General features: G+C 70.7%; 21 protein-coding genes. 9 read left to right on the forward strand and 12 right to left on the reverse strand.

The window, feature by feature from the left end; genetic code table 11:
* Positions 1 to 9: 9 nt before the first annotated feature.
* From AC57B8_RS11975 to AC57B8_RS12010, 8 genes are all read right to left on the reverse strand, one after another.
* Positions 10 to 876 carry a branched-chain amino acid ABC transporter permease gene (locus tag AC57B8_RS11975; protein ID WP_062477701.1) on the reverse strand — a complete coding sequence of 289 codons (867 nt, stop codon included), beginning with the start codon at positions 874 to 876 and terminating at the stop codon, positions 10 to 12.
* 8 nt (positions 877 to 884) lie between these two features.
* The gene (locus AC57B8_RS11980) at positions 885 to 1,583 is read right to left on the reverse strand and encodes an ATP-binding cassette domain-containing protein (RefSeq protein WP_495302213.1); all 699 of its coding nucleotides are present in this window, start codon (positions 1,581 to 1,583) and stop codon (positions 885 to 887) included.
* Positions 1,570 to 2,325, reverse strand: coding sequence for an ABC transporter ATP-binding protein (locus AC57B8_RS11985; protein ID WP_062477694.1), 756 nt, complete (start codon positions 2,323 to 2,325; stop codon positions 1,570 to 1,572). The genes AC57B8_RS11980 and AC57B8_RS11985 overlap by 14 nt, the downstream gene beginning before the upstream one ends.
* Entirely contained in the window at positions 2,322 to 3,632 is a 1,311-nt protein-coding gene (locus AC57B8_RS11990) for an ABC transporter substrate-binding protein (RefSeq protein ID WP_496479711.1), read from the reverse strand. The genes AC57B8_RS11985 and AC57B8_RS11990 overlap by 4 nt, the downstream gene beginning before the upstream one ends.
* 107 nt (positions 3,633 to 3,739) lie before the next feature.
* The gene (locus AC57B8_RS11995; RefSeq protein ID WP_496479712.1) at positions 3,740 to 4,723 is read right to left on the reverse strand and encodes a Bug family tripartite tricarboxylate transporter substrate binding protein; all 984 of its coding nucleotides are present in this window, start codon (positions 4,721 to 4,723) and stop codon (positions 3,740 to 3,742) included.
* A gap of 63 nt (positions 4,724 to 4,786) precedes the next feature.
* Complete coding sequence (locus AC57B8_RS12000; RefSeq protein WP_496479713.1) at positions 4,787 to 6,244, reverse strand: amidase; 1,458 nt, start codon at positions 6,242 to 6,244, stop codon at positions 4,787 to 4,789.
* A 101-nt stretch (positions 6,245 to 6,345) separates the two neighbouring features.
* Complete coding sequence (locus AC57B8_RS12005; RefSeq protein WP_496479714.1) at positions 6,346 to 7,341, reverse strand: helix-turn-helix domain-containing protein; 996 nt, start codon at positions 7,339 to 7,341, stop codon at positions 6,346 to 6,348.
* A gap of 125 nt (positions 7,342 to 7,466) precedes the next feature.
* A complete protein-coding gene (locus AC57B8_RS12010; protein WP_159278771.1) occupies positions 7,467 to 7,997 on the reverse strand; it encodes a MarR family winged helix-turn-helix transcriptional regulator in 531 nt (176 codons plus the stop codon).
* A gap of 143 nt (positions 7,998 to 8,140) precedes the next feature.
* On the opposite strand from AC57B8_RS12010, the gene AC57B8_RS12015 reads away from it, so the two are divergent.
* The 8 genes from AC57B8_RS12015 (at position 8,141) to AC57B8_RS12050 (ending at position 16,346) form a co-directional block, all read left to right on the forward strand.
* Positions 8,141 to 9,583 carry an NAD-dependent succinate-semialdehyde dehydrogenase gene (locus AC57B8_RS12015; protein WP_496479715.1) on the forward strand — a complete coding sequence of 481 codons (1,443 nt, stop codon included), beginning with the start codon at positions 8,141 to 8,143 and terminating at the stop codon, positions 9,581 to 9,583.
* 29 nt (positions 9,584 to 9,612) lie between these two features.
* Positions 9,613 to 10,992, forward strand: a complete 1,380-nt coding sequence (locus AC57B8_RS12020) for an aminotransferase class III-fold pyridoxal phosphate-dependent enzyme (protein ID WP_496479716.1) — start codon at positions 9,613 to 9,615, stop codon at positions 10,990 to 10,992.
* Complete coding sequence (locus AC57B8_RS12025) at positions 10,989 to 12,233, forward strand: Tm-1-like ATP-binding domain-containing protein (RefSeq protein WP_496479717.1); 1,245 nt, start codon at positions 10,989 to 10,991, stop codon at positions 12,231 to 12,233. The genes AC57B8_RS12020 and AC57B8_RS12025 overlap by 4 nt, the downstream gene beginning before the upstream one ends.
* A complete protein-coding gene (locus AC57B8_RS12030) occupies positions 12,230 to 12,901 on the forward strand; it encodes an HAD-IA family hydrolase (protein ID WP_496479718.1) in 672 nt (223 codons plus the stop codon). Before AC57B8_RS12025 ends, AC57B8_RS12030 begins: the two co-directional genes overlap by 4 nt.
* Positions 12,902 to 12,912: 11 nt before the next feature.
* Positions 12,913 to 14,304 carry a transaminase gene (locus tag AC57B8_RS12035; RefSeq protein ID WP_496479719.1) on the forward strand — a complete coding sequence of 464 codons (1,392 nt, stop codon included), beginning with the start codon at positions 12,913 to 12,915 and terminating at the stop codon, positions 14,302 to 14,304.
* Positions 14,301 to 15,098 (forward strand): SDR family oxidoreductase, encoded by a 798-nt coding sequence (locus AC57B8_RS12040; RefSeq protein ID WP_159278765.1) that lies wholly within the window; start codon positions 14,301 to 14,303, stop codon positions 15,096 to 15,098. Before AC57B8_RS12035 ends, AC57B8_RS12040 begins: the two co-directional genes overlap by 4 nt.
* The gene (locus AC57B8_RS12045; protein WP_496479720.1) at positions 15,095 to 15,865 is read left to right on the forward strand and encodes an SDR family NAD(P)-dependent oxidoreductase; all 771 of its coding nucleotides are present in this window, start codon (positions 15,095 to 15,097) and stop codon (positions 15,863 to 15,865) included. The genes AC57B8_RS12040 and AC57B8_RS12045 overlap by 4 nt, the downstream gene beginning before the upstream one ends.
* 61 nt (positions 15,866 to 15,926) lie before the next feature.
* Positions 15,927 to 16,346, forward strand: a complete 420-nt coding sequence (locus tag AC57B8_RS12050; protein WP_369644955.1) for a hypothetical protein — start codon at positions 15,927 to 15,929, stop codon at positions 16,344 to 16,346.
* A 19-nt stretch (positions 16,347 to 16,365) separates the two neighbouring features.
* Here AC57B8_RS12050 and AC57B8_RS12055 read toward each other — a convergent pair whose 3' ends face one another.
* Positions 16,366 to 17,451: an ABC transporter substrate-binding protein gene (locus AC57B8_RS12055; protein ID WP_496479721.1), complete on the reverse strand. Its 1,086-nt coding sequence runs from the start codon at positions 17,449 to 17,451 to the stop codon at positions 16,366 to 16,368.
* Between the two features lie 137 nt (positions 17,452 to 17,588).
* Positions 17,589 to 19,079: a DHA2 family efflux MFS transporter permease subunit gene (locus tag AC57B8_RS12060; RefSeq protein ID WP_496479722.1), complete on the reverse strand. Its 1,491-nt coding sequence runs from the start codon at positions 19,077 to 19,079 to the stop codon at positions 17,589 to 17,591.
* A gap of 139 nt (positions 19,080 to 19,218) precedes the next feature.
* On the opposite strand from AC57B8_RS12060, the gene AC57B8_RS12065 reads away from it, so the two are divergent.
* Entirely contained in the window at positions 19,219 to 20,550 is a 1,332-nt protein-coding gene (locus tag AC57B8_RS12065; RefSeq protein ID WP_496479723.1) for a zinc-binding metallopeptidase family protein, read from the forward strand.
* On the opposite strand, the gene AC57B8_RS12070 is transcribed toward AC57B8_RS12065, so the two are convergent.
* Both AC57B8_RS12070 and AC57B8_RS12075 read right to left on the reverse strand, forming a co-directional pair.
* On the reverse strand, positions 20,541 to 20,759 hold the full coding sequence (locus AC57B8_RS12070; protein WP_159273620.1) for a cysteine-rich CWC family protein: 219 nt from the start codon (positions 20,757 to 20,759) through the stop codon (positions 20,541 to 20,543). The genes AC57B8_RS12065 and AC57B8_RS12070 overlap by 10 nt on opposite strands.
* Positions 20,756 to 22,012, reverse strand: coding sequence for a 6-phosphofructokinase (locus AC57B8_RS12075; protein WP_095949760.1), 1,257 nt, complete (start codon positions 22,010 to 22,012; stop codon positions 20,756 to 20,758). The genes AC57B8_RS12070 and AC57B8_RS12075 overlap by 4 nt, the downstream gene beginning before the upstream one ends.
* Positions 22,013 to 22,057: the final 45 nt, after the last annotated feature.

Consider the following 22,057-nt stretch of genomic DNA (forward strand, 5'->3'; position numbering starts at 1 on the left):
GAAGTCATCTCAGGTGCGTGCGCCAGCGATGCCGTTGGGGCGCACCATCAGGACCGCGAAGAACAGCAGGTGGGCGTACAGCGCGCCCGCGTTGGAATCGAGCCGCTGGCCCACCAGCTGCGCCACGCCCAGCGCGATGCCGCCGACCAGCGCCCAGCGGAACGAGCCCAGGCCGCCGATGATCACGACCTCGAACGCGCCCAGCAGCCGCTCCACGCCCGAGAAGGGCGTGAACGAGGTGCGCAGCGCCAGCAGCAGCCCCGCCACCGAGGCGAAGGCCAGCGACAGCCCCATCACCACCGCATACACATGGCGCGGGCGCACGCCCATCGTGCGCACGATCTCGCGGTGGTCCGAGGTGGCGCGCACCACCAGCCCGAAGCGCGAGTGCTGCAGCAGCCACTGCAGCGCGCCGAAGGCCAGCACCGCGAGCACCAGCACCAGCACCGGGTACCAGCCGATGCGCAGCCCGCCGATCTCGAAGCCCGCCGTGGCCAGCGCGCCGCCGTCCAGCGCGCGCGGGTCGGCGCCGAACAGCTCGACCATCAGGTTGCGCAGCACCACCGCGATGCCGAAGGTGACCAGCACCGGCGTGAGCGGATCGTCGGTGGCCACCGCGCGGTTCAGCAGCAGCCGCTGCAGCAGGTAGCCCATGCCGAAGGCCGCCAGCGCCACCGGCGCGATGAAGAAGAGCGGCGACACGCCGGGAAACTGCGTGGCCAGGAAGACCGCGAAGTACGCCGCCAGCACCACGAACTCGCCATGCGCGAGGTTGACCATGCGCATCACGCCGAAGACCAGCGCCAGCCCGAGGCCGAAGAGCGCATAGAGGCCGCCGAGCAGCACGCCGTTGATGAGGGTTTCGAGCCAGGCCATGGTGGTGTTCAGTGTCCGAAGTAGGCGTTGGCGATCTGCGCGGCGCTGAAGTCCGATGCGCGGCCCGCCAGCGTGACGCGCCCCTTGAGCAGGCAGTACACGCGCTGCGCGATGCGGCAGGCGCGCGTCACGTCCTGCTCCACGACCAGCAGCGCCGTGCCTTGCGCGCGGATGTCGCCGAAGGCGCGGTAGATCTGCTCGATGACCACGGGCGCCAGGCCCAGCGAGATCTCGTCGCACAGCATCAGGCGCGGGTTGGCCATGAGCGCGCGGCCGATGCTCACCATCTGCTGCTGCCCACCCGACAGCTGCGTGGCCGGCCGGTGGCGAAACTCCTGCAGGATGGGGAACAGCGCGTAGACGGTGGGCAGCGTCCAGTGGCCGGTACGGCCGCACAGCGCGCCCATGCGCAGGTTCTCTTCCACGGTGAGCGAGGGGAACAGCATCCGCCCCTCGGGCACCAGCGCGATGCCGCGGCGTGCGATGCGCTCGGCCGGCTCGGCTTCGATGGCCTGGCCGTCGAAGCGGATGGCGCCGCGGCTGCGTGAGCCCAGCCCGGCAATGGCGCGGATCAGCGTCGACTTGCCCGCGCCGTTGGCGCCAATGAGCGCGGTGGCTTCGCCTTCCGCCACGTCGAGCGACAGGTCGAACAGCGCCTGCAGGTCGCCGTAGTGGCTGCACAGGTCGCGCACTTCAAGCAGCGGCATGGGTGCTCTCCTGCAAAGTGTCTTCGTCGCCCACGCCCATGTAGACCTCGCGCACCTCGCGGCTGGCCATGGCGGCGGCGGGTGTGTCTTCCAGCAGTTTGCGGCCGAAGTTCAGCACCATGATCCGGTCGGCCACGGCCATCAAGGCCTGCGCGATGTGCTCGATCCAGATCATCGCCACGTCCTGTTTGAGCTCGAGCACCAGCGCCACCAGCACCTGCACCTCGGCCTCGGTGAGGCCGCCGGCGATCTCGTCGAGCAGCAGCAGGTGCGGCCGCGCCGCCAGGCCTTTGGCCAACTCGAGGCGCTTGCGGTCCAGCAGCGGCAGGCGGCCGGCCGGCACGTCGGCGCGGTCGGCGAGCCCGGTGCGCTCCAGCACGGCCCAGGCCTGGCGCGCGGCTTGTGCGCGCGGCAGCCGCGCGGCGAAGGTGGCGGCGGCCAGTGCGTTCTCGTAGGCGCTCAAATGCGCGAAGGGCTGCGGGATCTGGAAGGCGCGCGCCACGCCCAGCCGCGCCCGCGCATCGGCGCGCAGCCCGACGAGTTCGCGGCCTTCGAGGCGGATGCTGCCGGCATCGGGCACGGCCACGCCGGTGATCAGGTTGAACAGCGAGCTCTTGCCCGCGCCGTTCGGCCCGACCACGCCCAGGCACTCGCCGCGCGCGAGCGAGAGCGCCACCTGGTCGGCCACGACGATCTCGCCGTAGCGCTTGCACAGGCCGTCGATGACGAGGCAATCGCTCATGCAGCTTTCAGCTGCGACAGCAGCTTGAGCTCGTCTTCCACCGGAATCTGTTTCGCGGTGCTGTTGTGCGTAATGACCAGCTCGTACGGGAACTTGCTGCCCGCCTTGGTCTTGCGCCACTGGCCCGCCACCATCGGCGTGACGGCCACGCTCTTGATCGGGCTGCCCTTGAAGTCGATGCGTCCCACCACCGAATCCAGCTGCAGGTTGGCCAGCGCATCGCGCACGGCCTTCTTGTCCTTCGGGTTGGTGGCGTTCTTCAATGCGGCAATGCCGACCTCGAACAGCGCATGGCCGTAGCCGATGGGCTGCGTCCATTGCTTGCCGGTGGTGGCCTCCCAGTCGGCCGCCAGCGCCTTGGCGCTCTGGCCCGTCAGCGACGACTTGAACGGGAAGTTGGGCGTCCACCAGACCTCGGTCGACATGCCGTTGCCCGCGGCGCCCAGCGACTCCACTGCGCTGGGGAACAGGAACGACGCGGCCATCGTCACCACCTCGGGCCGGTAGCCTGCCTGCTGCGCCTGCTTCCAGAAGGTGGCGAAGTGGTTGGCGTAGGCAAAGCCCGAGACGATGTTCGCGCGCGCCGCCTTGAAGCTGGAAACCTGGTTGCTGAAGTCGTCGGTCGCGATCTTGAAGAAGCCGCCGTTGGTCTCCTTGTAGCCGCGCTGCCTGGCGCCGCCCGGGATGCCCGTGGCCGGATCGGCGAAGGCGTGGCCCGGGCCGTTGTCGATGTACAGCGTGCCCAGCGTGCGCTCCACCTTCAGCGGCTCCCACATGCCGAAGAAGTTCTTCAGCACGTCGTCGGCGCCCCAGAAGAAATGGAAGGAGAACGGAAAGCCCTTCTGCGGCGTCGAGCCGCGCCCGAAGGTGATGGCCTGCCACGGGCCCATGGTCGAGACCATCGGCACGCCGTTGACGTCGCACAGCTGGCCGGCGGCCAATGCGGCGTCGCTGTCCTGCACCAGCAGCAGGTCGACCTTCTCGCGCAGCAGAAGCTCGCTGGACATGGTGGCGCCGCGGTTGGCGTCGGACTGCGTGTCGCGCACCACGATCTCCACCTTGTAGGTCGTGCCGCCGATGGTCAGGCCGTCTTTCAGCGTGGCGCGCACGCGCTCCAGGCTCCACGGGTCGGCCTCGCCGAAGTTGGCGCGAACGCCCGACAGCGTGGTGAGGTAGCCGATCTTGATCGTCTTCGATTGCGCATGCGTCAGCGCAGGCACGCCGGCCAGCGCGGCCGCGCCGCCGCCGATGACGAGTTGGCGGCGCGTGAGGGCGCCGGAGGCTGCGGGGAAAAGGTCGGCGGACATGGAGGTTCTCCTTGGCGGATGAAGGATGGACAGGTCCGCATCCTCTCTCTGCGCGCCGCCGCGGCGTTATCGAAAACTGGCAAAACGCGGGCCCGTGCCCGCGGATGTCATTCGGGCCGCAGGTTGACCGACTTGGCGATGGCGCGGTAGCGCTCCATGTCGGCCTGGTAGCCGCGGCGCAGCTCGGCCAACGTCTGTTCGGGCGCCACCTTGCTGCCGCCGAGTTCCAGCGCGCGGCGCAGCTCGGGCTTGAGCATCATCTGGTTGAAGGCCGTGTGCAGCCGCTGCTGCGCCTCCTCGGGCACGCGGTGCGACACCTGGATGCCTGCCCACAGGCTGTAGACGAAGTCGTCCAGCCCCTTGCTGTTGCGGATCAGCGGAATGGCCGTGAAGCGCTCGTGCGGCGCCGAGGCCGCGATGCCCAGCGCCTTGACCTTGCCGGCGTCCAGCAGGTCGGGCACGTTGCCGGCCAGCGGCGCAAACACCAGGTCGATCTGCCCGCCCAGCAGGTCGTTCACCAGCGGCGCGAAGCCCTTGTAGGGCACGTGCAGCATCTTGGTGCCCGTCTGCTGCATGAAGCGCTCGCCCAGCAGGTGGTAGAGCGATCCGGGGCCGATGCTGCCGTAGCTCAGCTCCTTCGTATCGGGACGGCGCAAGAGCGCGATGAGTTCGTCGACGCTACCCGCGCCCAGGTCCTTGCGCGCCAGCAGCACCATCGAGGTGACGGCCATCACGCCGATGGGCCGGAAGTCTTCGGCCTTGTAGCGCGCGCTGCCGAGCGTGAGCGGCGTGAGCATCAGCTCCATCGGCGAACCCACGAGCAGCGCCGAGCCGTCGGCCGGCGCGTTGGCCGCCTTCATCACGCCGAGCGAGCCGCTGGCGCCGGGCACGTTGTCGACGATGGCCGGCTGGCCCAGCAGCCGCGACAGCTCGGGCGCGGCCAGCCGCGCGTTGATGTCGGAGCCGCCGCCCGCCGGGTAGGGCACGATCAGGTTCAGGGTCTTGCCCCCCAGGCCCTGCGCCAGGGCGGGCAGGGCGATGGGGGACAGGCCGGCGGCCAGGCCGGCAGCAATCAGCGAACGTCTGCGCATGGGTTCTCTCCTCGGGTTGTGTGAGATGTGTCGGAGTACGGGAAACAGGGGGGCTTGTTGTTGCTACGGCTGCAGCAGCAGCGGCGACTGCAGGTTCGCGAAGGGCACGGCCTGGTGCCAGCCGTGCGCCATGCGCAGCACGTCGAGGTCCGCGCCGGGGCGGCCGATGAGCTGCAGGCCCATCGGCAGGCCGCGCGTGCCCTCGGCCTGCGAGAAGCCGGCCGGGATCGCCATCGCGGGCAGGCCGGCGAGCGAGGGGCCGATGGTCACTTCCATCCAGCGGTGGTAGGTGTCCATGGCGCGACCGCCGACCTCGCGCGGCCAGTGCACGTCCACCGGCAGCGGGAACACCTGCGCGGCCGGCAGCACCAGGAAGTCGAAGCGTTCGAAGAGCTGCAGCAGCGCGGCATGCCACTGCGTGCGCGTGACGGCCGCCTCATGCAGCGCGGCGGTGCTCAGGCGTTCGCCCTGCTCGATCTCCCAGCAAGCCTCGGGCTTGAGCTGCGCGCGCGTGGCCGGGTCGGCATGCAGCCCGCGCAGCGCGCCGGCCACGATGAAGCCGCGCAGGCGCAGCCAGGCGGTCCACAGGGCGTTGAAGTCGAAGGCGGGCACGGCGGGTGCGACGCTGCAGCCCAGCGTGTCGAAATGCCGCAGCGCCGATTCGCACAGCGCCATCACGCCCGGGTCCATCGGCAGGTGGCCGCCGAGGTCGCCGAGCCAGGCGATGCGCTTGCCGCGCAACTCTGCATCGAGCGGTTGCGCGAAGGCCTCGCCGTCACCGGCCAGGCTCAGCGGCGAGCGCGCGTCGTAGCCGGCCTGCACCGACAGCAGCCAGGCCACGTCCTCGGGCGTGCGGCCCATCGGCCCTTCGCAGCCCAGCTGCTGGAAGAACAGCTCCGGCCCCGGCCCGGTGGGCACGCGGCCCAGCGACGGGCGCAGGCCGTAGACGTGGTTCCAGGCCGCGGGGTTGCGCAGCGAGCCCATCATGTCGCTGCCGTCGGCCACCGGCAGCATGTGCAGCGCGAGCGCCACCGCGGCGCCGCCGCTGCTGCCGCCGGCCGCGTGGTCGAGGTTCCATGCGTTGCGCGTGGTGCCGAACACCGTGTTGTAGGTGTGCGAGCCCAGGCCGAACTCGGGCGTGTTGCTGCGACCCACGAACACGGCGCCGGCGCGGCGCAGGCGCTCGACCATGATCGCGTCGTGCGGCGTGACCTGCTTCGCGAACACGGGGCTGCCCATGGTGGTCGGCAGGCCGGCGGTGGCGACGAAATCCTTCGGCGCCATCGGGAAGCCGTGCAGCCGGCCCACCGCGTCGCCGCGCGCGCGTTGGGCATCGCAGGCATCGGCCTGGCGCAGCATCTCCTCGGGCGGTTGCAGCGACACCAACGCGTTGACCTGCGGGTTGAAGCGGTCGATGCACGCAAGGCAGGTCTGCATCAGTTCGCGGCACGAGAGCTCGCGGCGTTGCAGGGCGGCGGCGAGCGAACGGGCGCTGGGAAGGGGTGGCAGCGTGGCGGACATATGGCGGTCAACGATAGCGACCGCCTCCGCAAGCAGGTATCAAAAAACGGCAAAACTGACGCCCCGAAAACCGAGGGATTCCCCTCGACCCGTGCACCGGATCAGTGCCTCGTGAGCGCCGCGCCGCGCAGCGTCTGCGAGGGCAGTTCGCCGAACTGGCGCCGGTAGTCCGTCGCGAACTGGCTCAGGTGCCAGAAGCCCCAGTGCGCCGCGATGTCCTGCACCGAGCGCGACTCGGGCCGCTTCAGTGCGCGGCGCACGCCGTTCAGGCGCAGCGCCCGCAGGTAGCGCGCGGGGCTCAGGCCCAGCGTTTCCTGGAAGCAGTAGTTCAGCTTGCGCTGGCTCGCGCCGATGCGGCTGCACACCTGCAGCATCGACAGCGGCTCGTCGGGCCGCGACATCATCAGCTCGCAGGCGCGGCGCACCACGCGGCGGTGCGCCTCGGTGGAACGCAGCTCGCGCAGGTCGACGTCTTCAGGCAAGGCGTTGAGCCACGCCAGCAGCACGTCGTCGCGCAGCTGCACCGTGGCGACGGGGTCGTCGAGCAGGCCGGGCATCGCGTCGAGCGCGCTGAAGGCGCCGCGCAGGGTGCCGCGCAGCGACTGCATGGTGGGGTCGTCGAAGTGCAGCACCACGCGCCGTTCGAGCCAGGCCGGCGGCGCGCGGTCGTTCAGGCGTTCGGTGAGCGACTGCAGCAGCGCGTTGTCGACCACGATGCCCGTCAGCTCGAAGCCCGGCGGGCTGCACAGGTCGAGCTCGTCGCAGCGCCCGACCATCACCGACTCGGTGTCCAGCCGCTGGCCCGAGAAGCGCGCCTCGCCGTCCTGCCGGCAGGTGAGGGCGAAGCCGCAGCAGTCGGGGTTCATCTCGCCGTGCTGGCGCAGCGCGCGGTTGGTGGTCTCGCGCACCAGCCGCAGGCCGGGCAGTTGCACGTGGTCGAGAAAGCCGGCGAAGCTGCCGCCCGAGAGCATGTCGCACGCCAGGTGCCAGCCGTTCTGGCCGCTGGCGTAGGCGTCGATGTCGTGCGTGGACAGGGTCCAGCGCGTCGCGACGATGGGGGCGGGGGCAGGAAGAACGGAGGCGGTCTGGCTGGTCATGGCGGTCCGGCGAAGCGGTGGCAGGGGTGCGAAGACCCGTGCCGGAAGCAATCTCCAGACCAGATTGTTTCGTTGACAACGATCTTAAAGTGACAGGGCAAACCCCTAAGCCACCCGACCGTGGCCTATTCGAGCTCGCCGCTGGGCTCGAAGCCGGTGGTGCTGTCGAACAGCTTCTGCACGATGGTCTGCAGCACCTGGCGCTCGTCGGCCGTGAGCTGCGAAAACAGGCGCTGCGCGGTGTCGTGCGCCAGCGGCACCATGTCGCGGTACAGCGCCAGGCCTTCTTCCTCGAGCGACACGATGACCTTGCGGCGGTCGTCGGCCGAAGGGTGCATGTTGGCCAGGCCCAGGTCCACCAGCCGGTGCTGCGCGCGGCTCACGCGGGCCTTGTCCATGCTCGTCTTCTGTGCAATTTCGAGCGCCGAGAGCGCACCGTACTTGCCCAGCACCACGACGATGCGCCACTCCGGAATCTGCAGCGAGAAGCGGCTGGCAATCGACTGGCCCACCGTCTGGCTCACGCGGTTGGCGACCACCGAGAGCTGAAAGGGCAGGAAGGTCTCGAGGTCGAAGGCCGGGGCGCTCGCGGCATTGCTGCGTGCCTTGGGCAGGGGCTTGGCGCTGGGCCGGGAAGGGGTGCGTGAACGGGGCACGGTGAGGTCGTGGCGTGGAGGCGTCGTGAAAGAAGATCGGCGCGGACAGTATAGGAAGGCCTTTGCGCGTCACGCACGAGGCCGCGCGAGGTTTGCCAGTTTTCGATAACGCGGCAAGGGGCTCGCTCCCTATCGTGCAGGGCATGGACTACCCCGAACTCGCACTGCACATCGCCGGCCAATGGCGCACGCAGACCGCCGGCGGCCGCCGCGCGGTCGTCAATCCCGCCACCGAAGCCACCATCGCGCAGCTGCCGCTGGCCGGCCGCGACGAACTCGCCGAAGCGGCCGCGTCCGCGCGCCGCGGCTTCGTGCAGTGGCGCGCCAAGAGCGCACTCGAACGCTGCAACATCCTGCGCGCCGCCGCGCAGAACATCCGCGCGCAAGCGAAGACGATTGCGCACGTGCTCACCCTCGAGCAAGGCAAGCCACTGGCCGAGTCGCTGCGCGAGGTCACGCTGTCGGCGGACATCATCGACTTCCAGGCCGAGGAGGCCAAGCGCCTGTACGGGCGCCTCGTGCCGCCGCGCGTCGAGGGCATCCTCTCGCAGTCGGTGATGCGCCAGCCCGTGGGGCCGGTGGCGGCCTTCACGCCGTGGAACTTTCCGGCCAACCTGCCCGCGCGCAAGCTCGCGAGCGCACTGGCCGCAGGTTGCAGCGTGGTCATCAAGCCGGCGGAAGAAACGCCGGGCACCTGCATGCTGCTGGTGCGCGCCTTTCTCGATGCAGGCGTGCCGCCCGACGCACTCAACATGGTGTGCGGCGATCCGGCCGAGGTGTCGTCCTTCCTCATCGACCATCCGGCGATCGCCAAGGTGTCGTTCACCGGTTCGGTGGCCGTGGGCAAGCTGCTGGGCGAGCAGGCGGCGCGGCATGTGAAGCGCTTCACCGGCGAACTGGGCGGCCACGCGCCGGTGATCGTGTGCGACGACGCCGACTTTCCCTTCGCGCTCAAGCAGTCGCTGGCCGCCAAGTTCCGCAACGCGGGCCAAGTGTGCGCGTCGCCGATCCGCTTCTACGTGCCGCGCGCGCGCTTCGGCGAATGGAGCGAGGCCTTCGTCCAGGCCGCGCGCGCACTGCGCCTGGGCGAGGGCACCGACCCCGCCACGCAGATGGGCCCGCTCGCGCACGCGCGCCGCATCGAGGACATGCAGCGCTTTGTCGACGACGCCGTGGAGCGCGGCGCGCAGCTGCTGTGCGGCGGCCACCGCGTGCAGCGCCCCGGCTTCTTCTTCGAGCCCACCGTGATCGCGAACGCACCCGCCGACAGCCGCGTGATGCGCCAGGAGCCCTTCGGCCCCATCGCCGTGCTGCAGCCCTACGACACGCTCGACGAAGCCATCGCCCAGGCCAACGCCTTGCCCTACGGCCTGGGCGCCTACGCCTTCACGCGCGACCTGCACACCGCGCACCGCCTGGGCGACGCGCTCGAGGCCGGCATGGTCGGCATCAACCACTTCGGCGTCTCGCAGCCAGAGATGCCCTTCGGCGGCTGGAAGGAAAGCGGCATCGGCCAGGAGATGGGCGCCGAGGGCCTGCTGCACTACACCGAGGTCAAGACCCTCACCGTCGGCGTGCCGTCCTGAGCACACACCCCATACTTCCGGAGACCTGCATGACAACGAAAGAAGCCGCCGCCGTGGCGGCGCTCAAGCAAGACAACGCCCAGTACCTGTGGCACCCCATGGCGCATCCGCAGGCGATGCAGAAGACCAAGCCCGACATCATTGCGCGCGGCCAGGGCTGCTGGATCTGGGACGTCGACGGCCACAAGATGCTCGACGGCGTCGGCGGCCTGTGGGCCGCGAACCTGGGCCACAGCAACAAGCCCGTGCGCGACGCCATCGTCGCGCAGCTGGACGAGCTGCCCTTCTACAACGTGTTCCGCGGCACCACGCACCCGCGCGCCATCGAGCTGTCGGCGCGCCTGGTCAAGACCATGGAACCCGACGGCGTGGCCGCCGTGTTCTTCAGCAACGGCGGCTCCGACGCGGTGGAGGGCGCGCTCAAGCTCGCGCGCCAGTACTGGAAGCTCAAGGGCCAGGCCGACCGCTTCAAGTTCATTGCGCTGCGCCAGGGCTACCACGGCGTGCACTTCGGCGGCATGAGCGTGAACGGCAACCTGAACTTCCGCCGCGCCTACGAGCCGCTGCTGCCGGGCTGCTTTCACGTCGACACGCCGTGGCTGTACCGCAACCCCTACACGCAGGACCCGGAAGAACTCGGCGAGATCTGCGCCACGCTGCTGGAGCGCGAGATCCAGTTCCAGGGGCCCGACACCGTGGCCGCCTTCATCGCCGAGCCGATCCAGGGCGCGGGCGGCGTGATCGTGCCGCCGCCCAACTACTGGCCGCGCGTGCGCGAGATCTGCGACAAGTACGGCGTGCTGCTCATCGCCGACGAGGTCGTCACCGGCTTCGGCCGTGGCGGCGCCATGTTCGGCACGCGGCTGTGGAACGTGAAGGCCGACCTGTGGTGCCTGGCCAAGGGCATCTCGTCGGGCTACGTGCCGCTGGGCGCCACCGCCATCGGCAACAAGGTGGCCGAGGTCTTCCTCAACGACCCCACGGGCCAGGCCGCGGTGGGCCACGGCTACACCTACAGCGCGCACCCGGTGGCGGCAGCCGCCGCACTCGCCACGCTGGACCAGATCGAGGCGCTCGACGTGCCTGGCAACGCGGCGCGCGTGGGCGCGCATTTCCAGGCGCGCGTGCGGCCCTTCGTCGACAAGTTCAGCTTCGTCGGCGACGTGCGCGGCATGGGCCTCATGCTGGGCATCGAGATGGTGGCCGACAAGGCCACGCGCGCCACGCTGCCGCGCGGCAACCCGATCGCCGCGAAGGTGGCGCAGGCGGCCTACCAACGCGGGCTGATGGTGCGCATCTCGGGGCCGAACCTCATCCTCTCGCCGCCGCTGGTCATCACGCGCGAGGAGGTCGACTTCATGGTCGATGCGCTCGAAGGTGCGTTCGCCGACGTGGAAGCGACGCTGTGAGCCGAGCGCCCACGATCCTGCTGATCGGCACCGCCGACACCAAGAGCGCCGAGCTGCTGTTCATGCGCGAGTGCATCGAGGCCGGCGGTGGCCGCGTCGTCGTGATGGACGTGGGCGTGCTCGACGGCGCGCCCTTCACGCCCGACATTCCCAACACCGAAGTGGCCGCCGCCGCCGGAAAGACCGTCGCCGAAGTAGCGGCCAGCGGCGACGAGAACAGCGCCATGACGCTGATGGCGCGCGGCGCCGCCAGGCTCGCCGCGCGCTGGCAGGCCGAGGGCCGCATCGACGGTCTGCTCGCACTGGGCGGCACCATGGGCACCGACCTGGCGCTCGACGTGGCGCAGGCGCTGCCGCTGGGCGTGCCGAAGGTGCTGGTGTCGACCATCGCCTACTCGCACCTGCTGCCGCCCGAGCGCATTCCGCCCGACCTCATCATGGTGCTGTGGGCCGGCGGGCTCTACGGCCTCAACAGCCTGTGCCGCTCGGCCCTGAGCCAGGCCGCGGGTGCGGTGCTCGGCGCCTGCCGCCAGGCCTGCGTGCCGGCCTTCGAGAAGCCGCTGGTGGGCATGACCTCGCTGGGCTCCAGCGCGCTCACCTACATGAAGACGCTCAAGCCCGCGCTCGAAGCGCGCGGCTACGAAGTCGCCGTGTTCCACACCACTGGCATGGGCGGGCGCGCCTTCGAGGCGCTGGCCGCCGAGGGCCGCTTCTGCGCGGTGATGGACTTCAGCCTGCAGGAGCTGGCCAACCAGCTCGGCGGCTCGTGCGTGACGGCCGGGCCTGATCGCCTGCTCGGCGCCGGCCGCGCGGGCACGCCGCAGATCGTCGCGCCCGGCGCCATCGACATGCTCGACTATCCGGCCTGGCAGTCCACGCCCGAAGGCCTGGAAGGCCGGCCCACGCACATCCACAACCGGCTGCTGGCCTCGGCGCTGAGCGCGCCCGCGTTCCGCCGTGGCGTGGCCGCCGAGATTGCGCGCCGCCTCGCGCGCGCCGAGGGCGCCACCTGCCTGCTGATGCCGCTGCAAGGCATCGAAGGCTGGGACCGGCCCGGCGAGCCGCTGCACGACCCCGAAGGCCTCGCCGCTTTCACCGAAGCGCTGCGCGGCAGCGTCGACCCGGCGCGGCTTGTCGAGCTCGACGCGCACATCAACGACAGCGCCTTCTGCGACGCCGCATTGCGCGTGTTCGACGCCTGGGTGGCCGACGGCACCGTACCCGCAGGGAGCCGAGCATGAGCCCCGCCGCACAAGCCCTCGTGCTCGACTTCGGCGGCGTCATCAGCCGCACGCTGTTCGAGACCCACGCGCTCACCGAAGAAGCGCTGTCGCTGCCGCGCGGCACGCTCACCTGGCGCGGTCCCTTCGACCTCGCGAGCGATCCGCTGTGGCGCGACATGCAGGCCGACAAGCTCTCGGAGCGCGACTACTGGATGGCACGCACGCGCGAAGTGGGCGCGCTGGTCGGCGAACGCTGGGACCGCATGGAGACCTTCGTGCAGCGCGCGCGCGGCGCCGACCCCGAGGCCGCCATCCGCCCCGAGGCGCTCGCGGCCATCGAGGCGGCGCGGCGCGCCGGTTGTCGGCTCGCCATCCTGTCGAACGAGCTCGACCTGTTCTACGGCGCGGGCTTTCGCCAGCGCCTGCCCTTCATGAGCGCCTTCGACGTGGTGGTGGACGCCACGCACACCGGCATCCTCAAGCCCGATGCGCGCGCCTACCAGCAGTGCCTGGACCAGCTCGGCCTGCCCGCCGAGGCCTGCGTGTTCGTCGACGACCAGCTGCGCAACATCGCCGGCGCGCAGCGCGTGGGCCTTCGCACGGTGCACTTCGACGTGATGCATCCGGGCGCGAGCTATGCGCAGGCGCTCTCGATGCTGGGCGTTTCTTCCTCTCTTTCTTCCTGACCGAGTTCCCGATGACCCCGACCTTCGAACCCACCGTGCCGCGCGAGCGCGTGCAGGCCCTGATGCAGGCCGAACAGGCGCGCTATGCGCGCACCCACGCGCGCAGCGGCGAACGCTTTGCCCAGGGCCAGCAGGCCTGGCTCTACGGCGCGCCCTCGCACTGGATGCGCCGCTGGATCGGCGGCTGGCCGCTGTACGTGCAGGACGCGCAGCTGCCTTACGGCGCGCGCTTTGTCGACGTGGACGGCAACGGCTATGCCGACTTCTGCCTGGGCGACACCGGCGGCATGTGCGGCCACGGCCATCCGGCGGTGGTCGAGGCGCTGACGCGGCAGGCGCGCGTCGGCAGCTCGCTGATGCTGCCGACTGACGACGCGGCCTGGGTCGGCGAAGAGCTGTCGCGCCGCTTCGGCCTGCCGTACTGGAACCTCACGACCTCGGCCTCGGACGCCAACCGCGCCTGCATCCGCCTGGCGCGCATGGTCACGGGCCGGCCGCGCGTGCTGGTGTTCTCGGGCTGTTACCACGGCTCGGTGGAAGAGGCACATGTGGAGCTGCGCGACGGCGCCGTCGCGATGCGCAACGACATCCACCCCAACGGATTTCCGCACGACCAGCTGTCGGCCGTGGTCGAGTTCAACGACGTGCCCGCGCTGGAGCGCGCGCTGCGCGCCGGCGACGTGGCCTGCGTGCTGGCCGAGCCGGCCATGACCAACTACGGAATGATCGCGCCCGCGCCCGGCTTTCACGACGCGCTGCGCCGCCTCACGCGCGAGACCGGCACGCTGCTGGTCATCGACGAGACGCACACCATCTCGAGCGGCCCCGGCGGCTACACGCGCCAGCACGGGCTCGACCCCGACATGTTCGTGATCGGCAAGGCCATCGCCGGCGGCATTCCCGCCGCGGCCTTCGGCCTCAGCGTCGAGACCGCCGAGCGCGTCTGGCAGGTGCTGCCCAAGCTGCACCCCACGAAGCGCCAGTCGGCGCATGCCGGCTTCGGCGGCACGCTGGCGGGCAACGCGCTCACCGTGGCCGTGATGCGCGCGGTGCTCTCGCAGGTGCTCACGCCCGAGGCCTTCGATCGCATGCTGGTGCTGGCGCAGCGCCTGGCCGAAGGCGTCAACGCCAGCATCGCCGCCGCGGGATTGCCGTGGCATGCGACGCAGGTCGGTGCGCGCGTGGAGACGCTCTTTTGCGCCGACGCGCCGCGCAACGCGAGCGACGTGCGCCGCACGCGCGACGGCGAGCTCGAGGCGCTGCTGCACCTGTACATGATGAACCGCGGCGTGCTCATCACGCCCTTCCACAACATGATGCTGTGCTGCCCCGGCACCACCGAGCGCGAGGTCGACGAGCACAACGCGGCCTTCGCCGAGTTCGTGCGGGAGTGCAAGGGATGAGCACGCCCGATCTCTTCGGCCTGCAGGGCAAGGTCGCGCTGGTCACGGGCGGCGGGCGCGGCATCGGCGCGGCCATCGCGCAGGTGTTCGCCGAAGCCGGTGCCTCGGTGCTCATCGCCAACCGCACCGGCAGCGCGGGCGAGGCCGTGGCGGCGGAGCTGCGTGCGCGAGGCTTCGCGGCGCAGGCGATGGCCTGCGACATCGGCCGGCGCGACGAGGCCGAGCGCGCGGTGGCCGAGGCGGTGCGCGTGTTCGGCGCGCTCGACATCGTGGTCCACAACGCGGCCGTGAATCCGTGGGCCGCCATCGATGCGATGACCGACGAGCAGTTGGAGCACACGCTGGCCGTCAACCTCAAGGCCTGCTTCTGGCTCACGCAGGCCGCTGTGCCGCACTTGCGCGCGCGCGGCGGCGGGCGGCTGCTCGTCACCTCGTCGGTGACCGGGCCGCGCGTGGCCATGCCGGGCAGCGCGCACTACGCGGCCAGCAAGGCCGGCGTGAACGGCTTCATCCGCACCGCAGCGCTGGAGTACGCCCGCGAGGGCATCACCGTGAACGGCGTGGAGCCAGGCTACATCGCCAAGCAGGGCGGTTCGCTGCTGTCCGACCCCGCGAAGGCCGCGCGCATCGCGCGCCACATCCCGGCCGGCGAACTGGGCCGGCCCGAAGACATCGCCTACGCGATGCGCTTCCTGGCGAGCCCGGCGGCGCGCTACATCACGGGGCAGACGATCGTGGTCGATGGCGGCTCGACGCTGCCTGAAAGCCCGTTCTTCGCGGAGCAGCCCACATGAGCGCGCGCCTGCACGGCAAGGCCTGCCTCATCGTCGGTGCAGCGACGGGCATCGGCGCCGCCGTGGCCGCGCGCTTCGCGGCCGAGGGCGCGCGCGTTGCGGTGGCCGGCTGGCCGCGTCCGCAGCCGGTGGGCGAGGGCCCGGCCTTCGATTGCGACGTGACCGACGACGCGGCGGTGCGCGCCACCGTGGCCGCGGTGCAGGCCGCGTTCGGGCGCATCGACGTGCTGGTGAACTGCGCCGGCATCGTGCGCAATGACGACGCGGCCGACATCGACGACGGCGACTGGCACCGCCTGCACGAGGTCAACCTCGGCGGCACCATGCGCTGCCAGCGCGCCGTGCTGCCCGGCATGGTGGCGCAGGGCGGCGGCGCCATCGTCAACATCGCCTCGGTCGCGGCGTTCAACGCCGGCGCCGGCATGGCCAGCTATGCGTCCAGCAAGGCCGGCGTGGTCGCGCTCACGCGCTCGGCCGCGCAGGCCTACGGCCCGCAGGGCGTGCGCGTGAACGCGCTGTGCCCCGGCTGGGTCGACACGCCGATGAGTCGCCAGGAGATGCGCGACCTGGCCGCCGAACGCGGCATCGACGAAGACGCCGCGCGCGCGCAGACGGTGGCGCGCATCGCGCTGGGCCGCATGGCCACGCCCGAGGAGATGGCCGCCGCCTGCCTGTTCCTGGCCAGCGACGAAGCTTCGTTCGTGACCGGCGCGGCGCTGGTGGCCGATGGCGGGGCGCGGGTGCCGGCCGCCGCACGCGCCGTGTAAGCGCCGAGAGACGCCACGCCTGCCCGGGCGTATGCTTGCGCGCCGCGGAGGGTTTTCAAAGATGCTTCCCATCGTCGTTGCGCTCATGGCGACCGTCATCCTGCTGGTCTGGATGGGGTTCTTCATGATGGGCTCGCTGCCCTTGCTCGTGCTCTCGCACGACACCCCGCTGGATTCGCGCTTCATCCGCGGCCTGTTCAACGTGTACTACGTGGCCGTGGTGCTCACCGCGAGCGCGGCGGCGCTCAGCTATGCGTGGTGCGGCAAGCCCTTCTTCGCGGTCGGCATGGCCCTCATTGCCGGCCTGGCCTTCGCGCTGCGCCGCTGGCTCATCATTCCTCGCATGGACCTGCTGCGCCACACGATCCCGGCCACGGACACGTCGATCGTGCAGTTCCGCAAGCTCCACATCGCGGGCATGGTGCTGAACGTGATGCAGCTGGGCACGGTGGCCTGGGCGCTCACGCAGCTGGGGCTGTGAGCGGGGCCGGCCTCTGTCTCTAACGCAGGAAGCGCCCTTCCTTCGTCACCCGCACCATCTCGATGAAGCGCGAGCCCGTGTTGCTGGCACCCGTGAAGTCGATCTCCATGTTGCCGATGCGCAGCTTCATCGCCTTCAGCGTGGCGTGCAGCTTCGCGCGCGTGAGGTCGCGGCCGGTGCGGCGCAGGGCCTCGATCATCACGAGCGCGTTCACATAGCCCTCGTAGCTCAGGTAGCCGATGTCGACCTTCGCACGCTCGGCCAGCTGGCGGAACTCGCGCGCGGTGGCGTCGACCTCGCTCCAGGGGTAGGGCACGATCTGCGAGATGGCCAGGCCGCTGGTCTTGTCGCCGACGAGCTTGGCCGTGACGTCGCCCGGCACGATCGACATGCCGTAGAACATCTGGCGACCGCCGGCGGCCCAGGCGCTCTTCATGACCTCGCCGCCGATGCCGCCGCCCAGGTACATGAGCACGGCCTGCGCCTGGCTGTCGGCCAGCGCCTTGCCCGCGGCCTCGTTGGTCGTGCCGTCGCCCTTCACGGGCACCGCCGCCACGGGCTTGAGCTTGAGCGTGTCGAGCGCCGCCTCGACCAGCCGCGCCACTTCGGCGCCGCCGGGGTTGTCCAGGTAGGCCACGGCGATGCGCGAGACGCCGATGGTGCTCAGGTGCTGCACCAGCGCCTGCGCCTCGCGCGCGAAGGTGGCGCGCACGAAGTAGCCTGCGCCCGCGACCTTCTCGCGCGCCGAGTCCGACACCGCATAACCGCCCACCATCGGCGCGCCGCTCTGCCCCAGCACCTTGGCCGCGGCGGCCGTGGTGCCGGAGCCCACGCAGCCGAAGAAGGCGAAGGCGCGGTGCTCGGCGAGCAGCTTCTCGTAGTTGGCCACGGCCTTCTCGGGCTTGAGCTCGTCGTCGAGCGAGACCAGCCTGAGCTTGCGGCCCGCGAGCCCGCCCTGCGCATTGACCGCGTCGAAGGCCAGCCCGGCGCCGGCCATCACGACCTTGATCGGCACGCCCAGCGGCCCGCTCAGGATGCCGGTGTGGCCGAGGACGATCTCGCCGTCGCTGACGCCGTTCTCGGCGGCCAGGGCGGTGGAAGGCAAGGAAAGGAGGGGGCCGAGTCCGGCCGTCGCCGCGGCCGAGGCGGCGAGAAAACGTCTGCGATGCATGGAACCGATTCCGCTTTTAGATACAACTGATAACAATTGAAAGCGAAAGCGAGTCCCCGCGCCGCCGGGGTTTACCCCCTGTGTTGCGCCGTGTCCTCGCCGGGTGGCTCGCGCAGCTGCCAGGCCGCGCAGACGGCCAGCGCGCACAGGCCGGCCAGCATCAGGAACACCTCGTCGAAGGCGGCCAGCCGCGCGGGCGTGCTCACCGGGTTGGCGAGCGAGTCGCCGTGCGCCGCCAGGCGCCATTCGAGAATGATGGCGCACAGGCTCACGCCCACGGCGCCGCCGAGCATGCGCACGAAGCTGATCGCGCTGGCGCCCTGCGGGATGAGCGGCTTGGCCAGCGGGCGCATCGACCCGAGGTTGAGCGAGGGCAGGATGAAGCCCAGCCCGATGCGCCCGACGATCGCGAACACCACCAGCAGCCACAGCGGGCTGTCCAGCCGCAGCACGGCCATGAGCGCGAACGACACCGCCAGCAGCGCCAGGCCGATGCTCACCAGGAGCCAGGTCGGTTGCTTGTCGGCCAGCCGGCCCACGCCCGCGATGGTGAAGGCCAGCACGATGCCGGCCGGCAGCAGGGTGGTGCCCACGTGCGAGGCCGACAGGTGCAACCCCACCTGCATGTACACCGGCAGCAGGTAGGTCGAGCCGAACAGCGCGGTGCCGTAGATGAAGGCGACCAGGCTGCCCATGGCGAACTGGCGGTAGCGAAAGAGCGCGAGGTTCATGAGCGGCGCGCCGCCCGAGGCCATGAGCCGGCGCTGCCACCACACGAAGGCGGCAAAGGCGATGAGCGCGCCGGCCAGCAGCAGCGCGGCCTGCAGCGGCGAATCGCCGCGCAGCTCGACCAGTCCGTTCAGCAGGCACAGCGTGCCCACGGTGCCCAGCGCCAGGCCGCGCGCATCGAGCCCGCTGCCGCGCGTCGCGGCCACGCCGCCGGGCGCGGTCTTGGGCACGAACTTGTGGGCCAGCCAGATCGAGGCCAGGCAGAAGGGCACCACCATGAAGAAGATCGAGCGCCAGCCGAACAGGTCGACCAGCACGCCGCCGATGCTCGGCCCGATGGCCGGCGCCAGCACCACGCCCATGCCGAAGATGCCGCTGGCGCGGCCCTGCTCGTGCGGCTCGAAGGCGCGCAGGATGATGATGGCCGGAATGGGCTGCACCACGCCCGCCGCCAGCCCCTCGGCCACGCGCGCCAGCAGCACCAGCGGGTAGTGGTTGGCCACGCCGCCCACGATGCCGCCGGCCAGCAGCAGGAGCATGGTGCCGACGTAGGTGCGGCGGTAGCCGTAGCGCGACAGCAGCCAGGGCGTGGTGAGCATCGACACCGTCATGGCCACCATGAAGCCCGAGCTCACCCACTGCGCGCGCTCCTGGCCCAGCGCGAAGTGGTGGCTCATGTCGGGGATCGCCACGTTGACGATGGTCGAGGACATGATGGACGCCATCGTCCCCACCATGACCGACAGCAGCAGGTACCAGCGGTAGCGCTCGCCGTAGCGGGCGCGCAGGACACCCATGGAGGGCGGCGTGTCAGGGGTTTGTGGGGAGGTCATGGGGCGGCGCAGGGACGGTCGCGGGTCCGTCGTCCTACAAGCATATCGGTGTTTGCGGCGTCGACCGCGCGCGGGCCGGTCGCACAATGCGGCGGCTGTCCCCTGTGCGTCAAGTCGTCATCAAAAGAACAAACAAGCCATGAACCCGTCGATCCAAGAACCCGTCAATGAACCGGCCGACCCCGCCGTGCCCGACGCCGCTCCCACGCTCGCGGCCGAACTCGCCGCGCCCACCGTCAGCCGCGCCTACCGCTGCCAGTGCGGGCGCCCCGTGTTCCTGCGCAACAGCGAGTGCCTGGCCTGCCACACGCCGCTGGGCTACGTGATCGACCGGCTCGGCGTGGTGCCGCTGGCGCCGGCCGAAGGCGAGGGCGCGCTGCCCGACACCTTCACCGTCTTCGGCGACCCGCACGGCGCCACCTACCGCCGCTGCGCCAACCTCATGACGCCGGCCGCCTGCAACTGGATGGTGGCGCAGCCGCGCGAGGGCGAGGCCATTCCCGCCGACACGCAGGGCCTGGCGCCCGGCTACTGCCTGGCCTGCAGCGTCACGCGCACCATTCCCGACCTGTCGGTGGAGGCCAACGGCGAACTCTGGCGCAAGCTCGAGATGCCCAAGCGCCGCCTGATCTCGCAGCTGCTCGCGCTCGGCCTGCCGGTGGTGAGCCGCCATGCCGATCCGGTGCACGGGCTGGCCTTCGACTTTCTCAGCAACATGCCGGGCGCCCCGCACGTGATGACGGGCCACGAGCACGGCTTGATCACCCTCAACGCCGAGGAGGCCGAAGACGCCGTGCGCGAGCGCATCCGCGCCGAGATGCACGAGCCCTACCGCACGCTGCTGGGCCACTTCCGCCACGAGATCGGCCACTACTACTGGGACCTGCTGGTGCTGCCCACGCGCTGGATCGACGACTTCCGCGTGCTCTTCGGCGACGAGCGCGCCGACTACGGCGCCGCGCTGCAGCAGCACTACGAGCAGGGCCCGCCGCCCGACTGGGCGCAGCGCTTCGTCAGCAGCTACGCGAGCATGCACCCGTGGGAAGACTGGGCCGAGACCTGGGCCCACTACCTGCACATGGCCGACACGGCGGACACGGCGATGAGCTTCGGCATCGACGCGAGCAATGTGGAGCTGCAGAGCGATTTGTTCACCGCCGCCGACCTGTGGCAGCCCGACCATCCCGATGCCGCGAAATTCCTCGACTTCATCAACGGCTGGGTGCTGCTGACCAGCATGCTCAACGAGCTGTCGCGCAGCATGGGCCAGCCCGACTACTACCCCTTCGTGCTGCCGCGCGCGGCGGTGGGCAAGCTGCAGTTCATCCACGGCGTGGTCACCGCGCAGCGCAGCGGCACGGCGCCGACGATGGTGACGGCGGGGGATGTGGCGGAAGCCGCGACGGAAGCTGCCGAGCCTGCACAGGTGCAGTCGCAGTCCCAGTCGCAGGGCGACGTCGCTCAGTCCTGAAGCGGCGGCTTTCCTGCGGCGCAGCGCGCGCAGATGCAGGCCTGGCCGCGCAGCGCCGGCGGCAGCGTGTCGAGTGGCGCCAGCGAAAAATCGGCGGCCATGCACCAGCAGGGCGGCTGCGCCTGCCCGGTCTCGCGCTCGACCTCCATCGCGCAGCGGTTCGCCTCGCCGCACAGCGGACAGCGCGCGGTGTCGATGACCACCGTCATGCGAGCGCGAAGGCCGGCAGCTTCTTCGGCACCGCCACGTTGCGCAGCGTCGCATACACCGGCAGGCCGTCGCGGTAGGCGGGGTAGTCCTCGCCCGCGATCAGCGGCAGCAGGTAGCGGCGGCACTTCTCGGTGATGCCGTAGCCGTCGTCCGAAATGAAATCGCGCGGCATCGGCTTCTCGACATTGGCCACCGCTTCGAGCGGCGCCGCGCCCAGCGTGTAGGCATAGGGCACGTCGCTCGTGCGCTCGATGGTCGGCATCACCGCGTTGCGGCCTTCGAGCGCCAGCTCGACCGCGCGCTGGCCCAGCTCGTAGGCCTGCTTCACATCGGTGGCCGAGGCGATGTGGCGCGCCGCGCGCTGCAGGTAGTCGGCCACCGCCCAGTGGAACTTGTGGCCCAGCGCCTCCTTCACCATCTGCGCGACCACCGGCGCCGCGCCGCCGAGTTGCGCATGGCCGAAGGCATCGCGCGCGCCCTGCTCGGCCAGGAAGGTGCCGTCGGGGTGGTGGCAGCCTTCGGACACCACCACCGAGCAGTAGCCGTGCTGCTGCACCATGGCATCGACGCGCGCCAGGAAGCGGGCCGCATCGAATTCGATCTCGGGGAACAGCACCACCACCGGAATGCCATGGTCGGCCACCAGCCCGCCGGCCGCGGCGATCCAGCCGGCGTGGCGGCCCATCACCTCGAGCACGAACACCTTGGTGGAGGTGGCGGCCATCGAGCGCACGTCGAACGAGGCTTCGAGCGTGGACACCGCCACGTACTTCGCCACCGAGCCGAAGCCCGGGCAGCAGTCGGTCAGCGGCAGGTCGTTGTCGATGGTCTTGGGCACGTGGATGGCCTGCAGCGGGTAGCCCATCGACTGCGACAGCTGGCTTACCTTGAAGCAGGTGTCGGCCGAGTCGCCGCCGCCGTTGTAGAAGAAGTAGCCGATGCCGTGCGCCTTGAACACCTCGATCAGGCGCTCGTATTCACGACGGTTCTTCTCGAGCGACTTGAGCTTGTAGCGGCACGAGCCGAACGCGCCCGAGGGCGTGGTGCGCAGCGCCGCAATGGCCTCGGCCGGCTCGGCGCTAGTGTCGATCAGGTCCTCGGTGAGCGCGCCGAGGATGCCGTTGCGTCCGGCATAGAGCGTGCCGATGCGGTCCGGGTGCTGGCGCGCCGTCTCGATCACGCCGCAGGCCGAGGCGTTGATGACCGAGGTGACGCCGCCCGACTGGGCGTAGAAGGCGTTGAGGATGGGCATGCGCGGCATTCTCCCGCAGCCCTTTCCATGGCGCCAGTGGTGCCA

The organism is Variovorax sp. BGA-UO-ETr-C22 (assembly GCF_059567965.1).

Coding starts and splice junctions, on each gene's coding strand:
- AC57B8_RS11975 (WP_062477701.1), bottom strand. CDS start 876: ATGGCCTGGCTCGAAACCCTCATCAACGGCGTGCTGCTCGGCGGCCTC.
- AC57B8_RS11980 (WP_495302213.1), bottom strand. CDS start 1,583: ATGCCGCTGCTTGAAGTGCGCGACCTGTGCAGCCACTACGGCGACCTG.
- AC57B8_RS11985 (WP_062477694.1), bottom strand. CDS start 2,325: ATGAGCGATTGCCTCGTCATCGACGGCCTGTGCAAGCGCTACGGCGAG.
- AC57B8_RS11990 (WP_496479711.1), bottom strand. CDS start 3,632: ATGTCCGCCGACCTTTTCCCCGCAGCCTCCGGCGCCCTCACGCGCCGC.
- AC57B8_RS11995 (WP_496479712.1), bottom strand. CDS start 4,723: ATGCGCAGACGTTCGCTGATTGCTGCCGGCCTGGCCGCCGGCCTGTCC.
- AC57B8_RS12000 (WP_496479713.1), bottom strand. CDS start 6,244: ATGTCCGCCACGCTGCCACCCCTTCCCAGCGCCCGTTCGCTCGCCGCC.
- AC57B8_RS12005 (WP_496479714.1), bottom strand. CDS start 7,341: ATGACCAGCCAGACCGCCTCCGTTCTTCCTGCCCCCGCCCCCATCGTC.
- AC57B8_RS12015 (WP_496479715.1), top strand. CDS start 8,141: ATGGACTACCCCGAACTCGCACTGCACATCGCCGGCCAATGGCGCACG.
- AC57B8_RS12020 (WP_496479716.1), top strand. CDS start 9,613: ATGACAACGAAAGAAGCCGCCGCCGTGGCGGCGCTCAAGCAAGACAAC.
- AC57B8_RS12030 (WP_496479718.1), top strand. CDS start 12,230: ATGAGCCCCGCCGCACAAGCCCTCGTGCTCGACTTCGGCGGCGTCATC.
- AC57B8_RS12035 (WP_496479719.1), top strand. CDS start 12,913: ATGACCCCGACCTTCGAACCCACCGTGCCGCGCGAGCGCGTGCAGGCC.
- AC57B8_RS12040 (WP_159278765.1), top strand. CDS start 14,301: ATGAGCACGCCCGATCTCTTCGGCCTGCAGGGCAAGGTCGCGCTGGTC.
- AC57B8_RS12045 (WP_496479720.1), top strand. CDS start 15,095: ATGAGCGCGCGCCTGCACGGCAAGGCCTGCCTCATCGTCGGTGCAGCG.
- AC57B8_RS12050 (WP_369644955.1), top strand. CDS start 15,927: ATGCTTCCCATCGTCGTTGCGCTCATGGCGACCGTCATCCTGCTGGTC.
- AC57B8_RS12060 (WP_496479722.1), bottom strand. CDS start 19,079: ATGACCTCCCCACAAACCCCTGACACGCCGCCCTCCATGGGTGTCCTG.
- AC57B8_RS12065 (WP_496479723.1), top strand. CDS start 19,219: ATGAACCCGTCGATCCAAGAACCCGTCAATGAACCGGCCGACCCCGCC.
- AC57B8_RS12070 (WP_159273620.1), bottom strand. CDS start 20,759: ATGACGGTGGTCATCGACACCGCGCGCTGTCCGCTGTGCGGCGAGGCG.
- AC57B8_RS12075 (WP_095949760.1), bottom strand. CDS start 22,012: ATGCCCATCCTCAACGCCTTCTACGCCCAGTCGGGCGGCGTCACCTCG.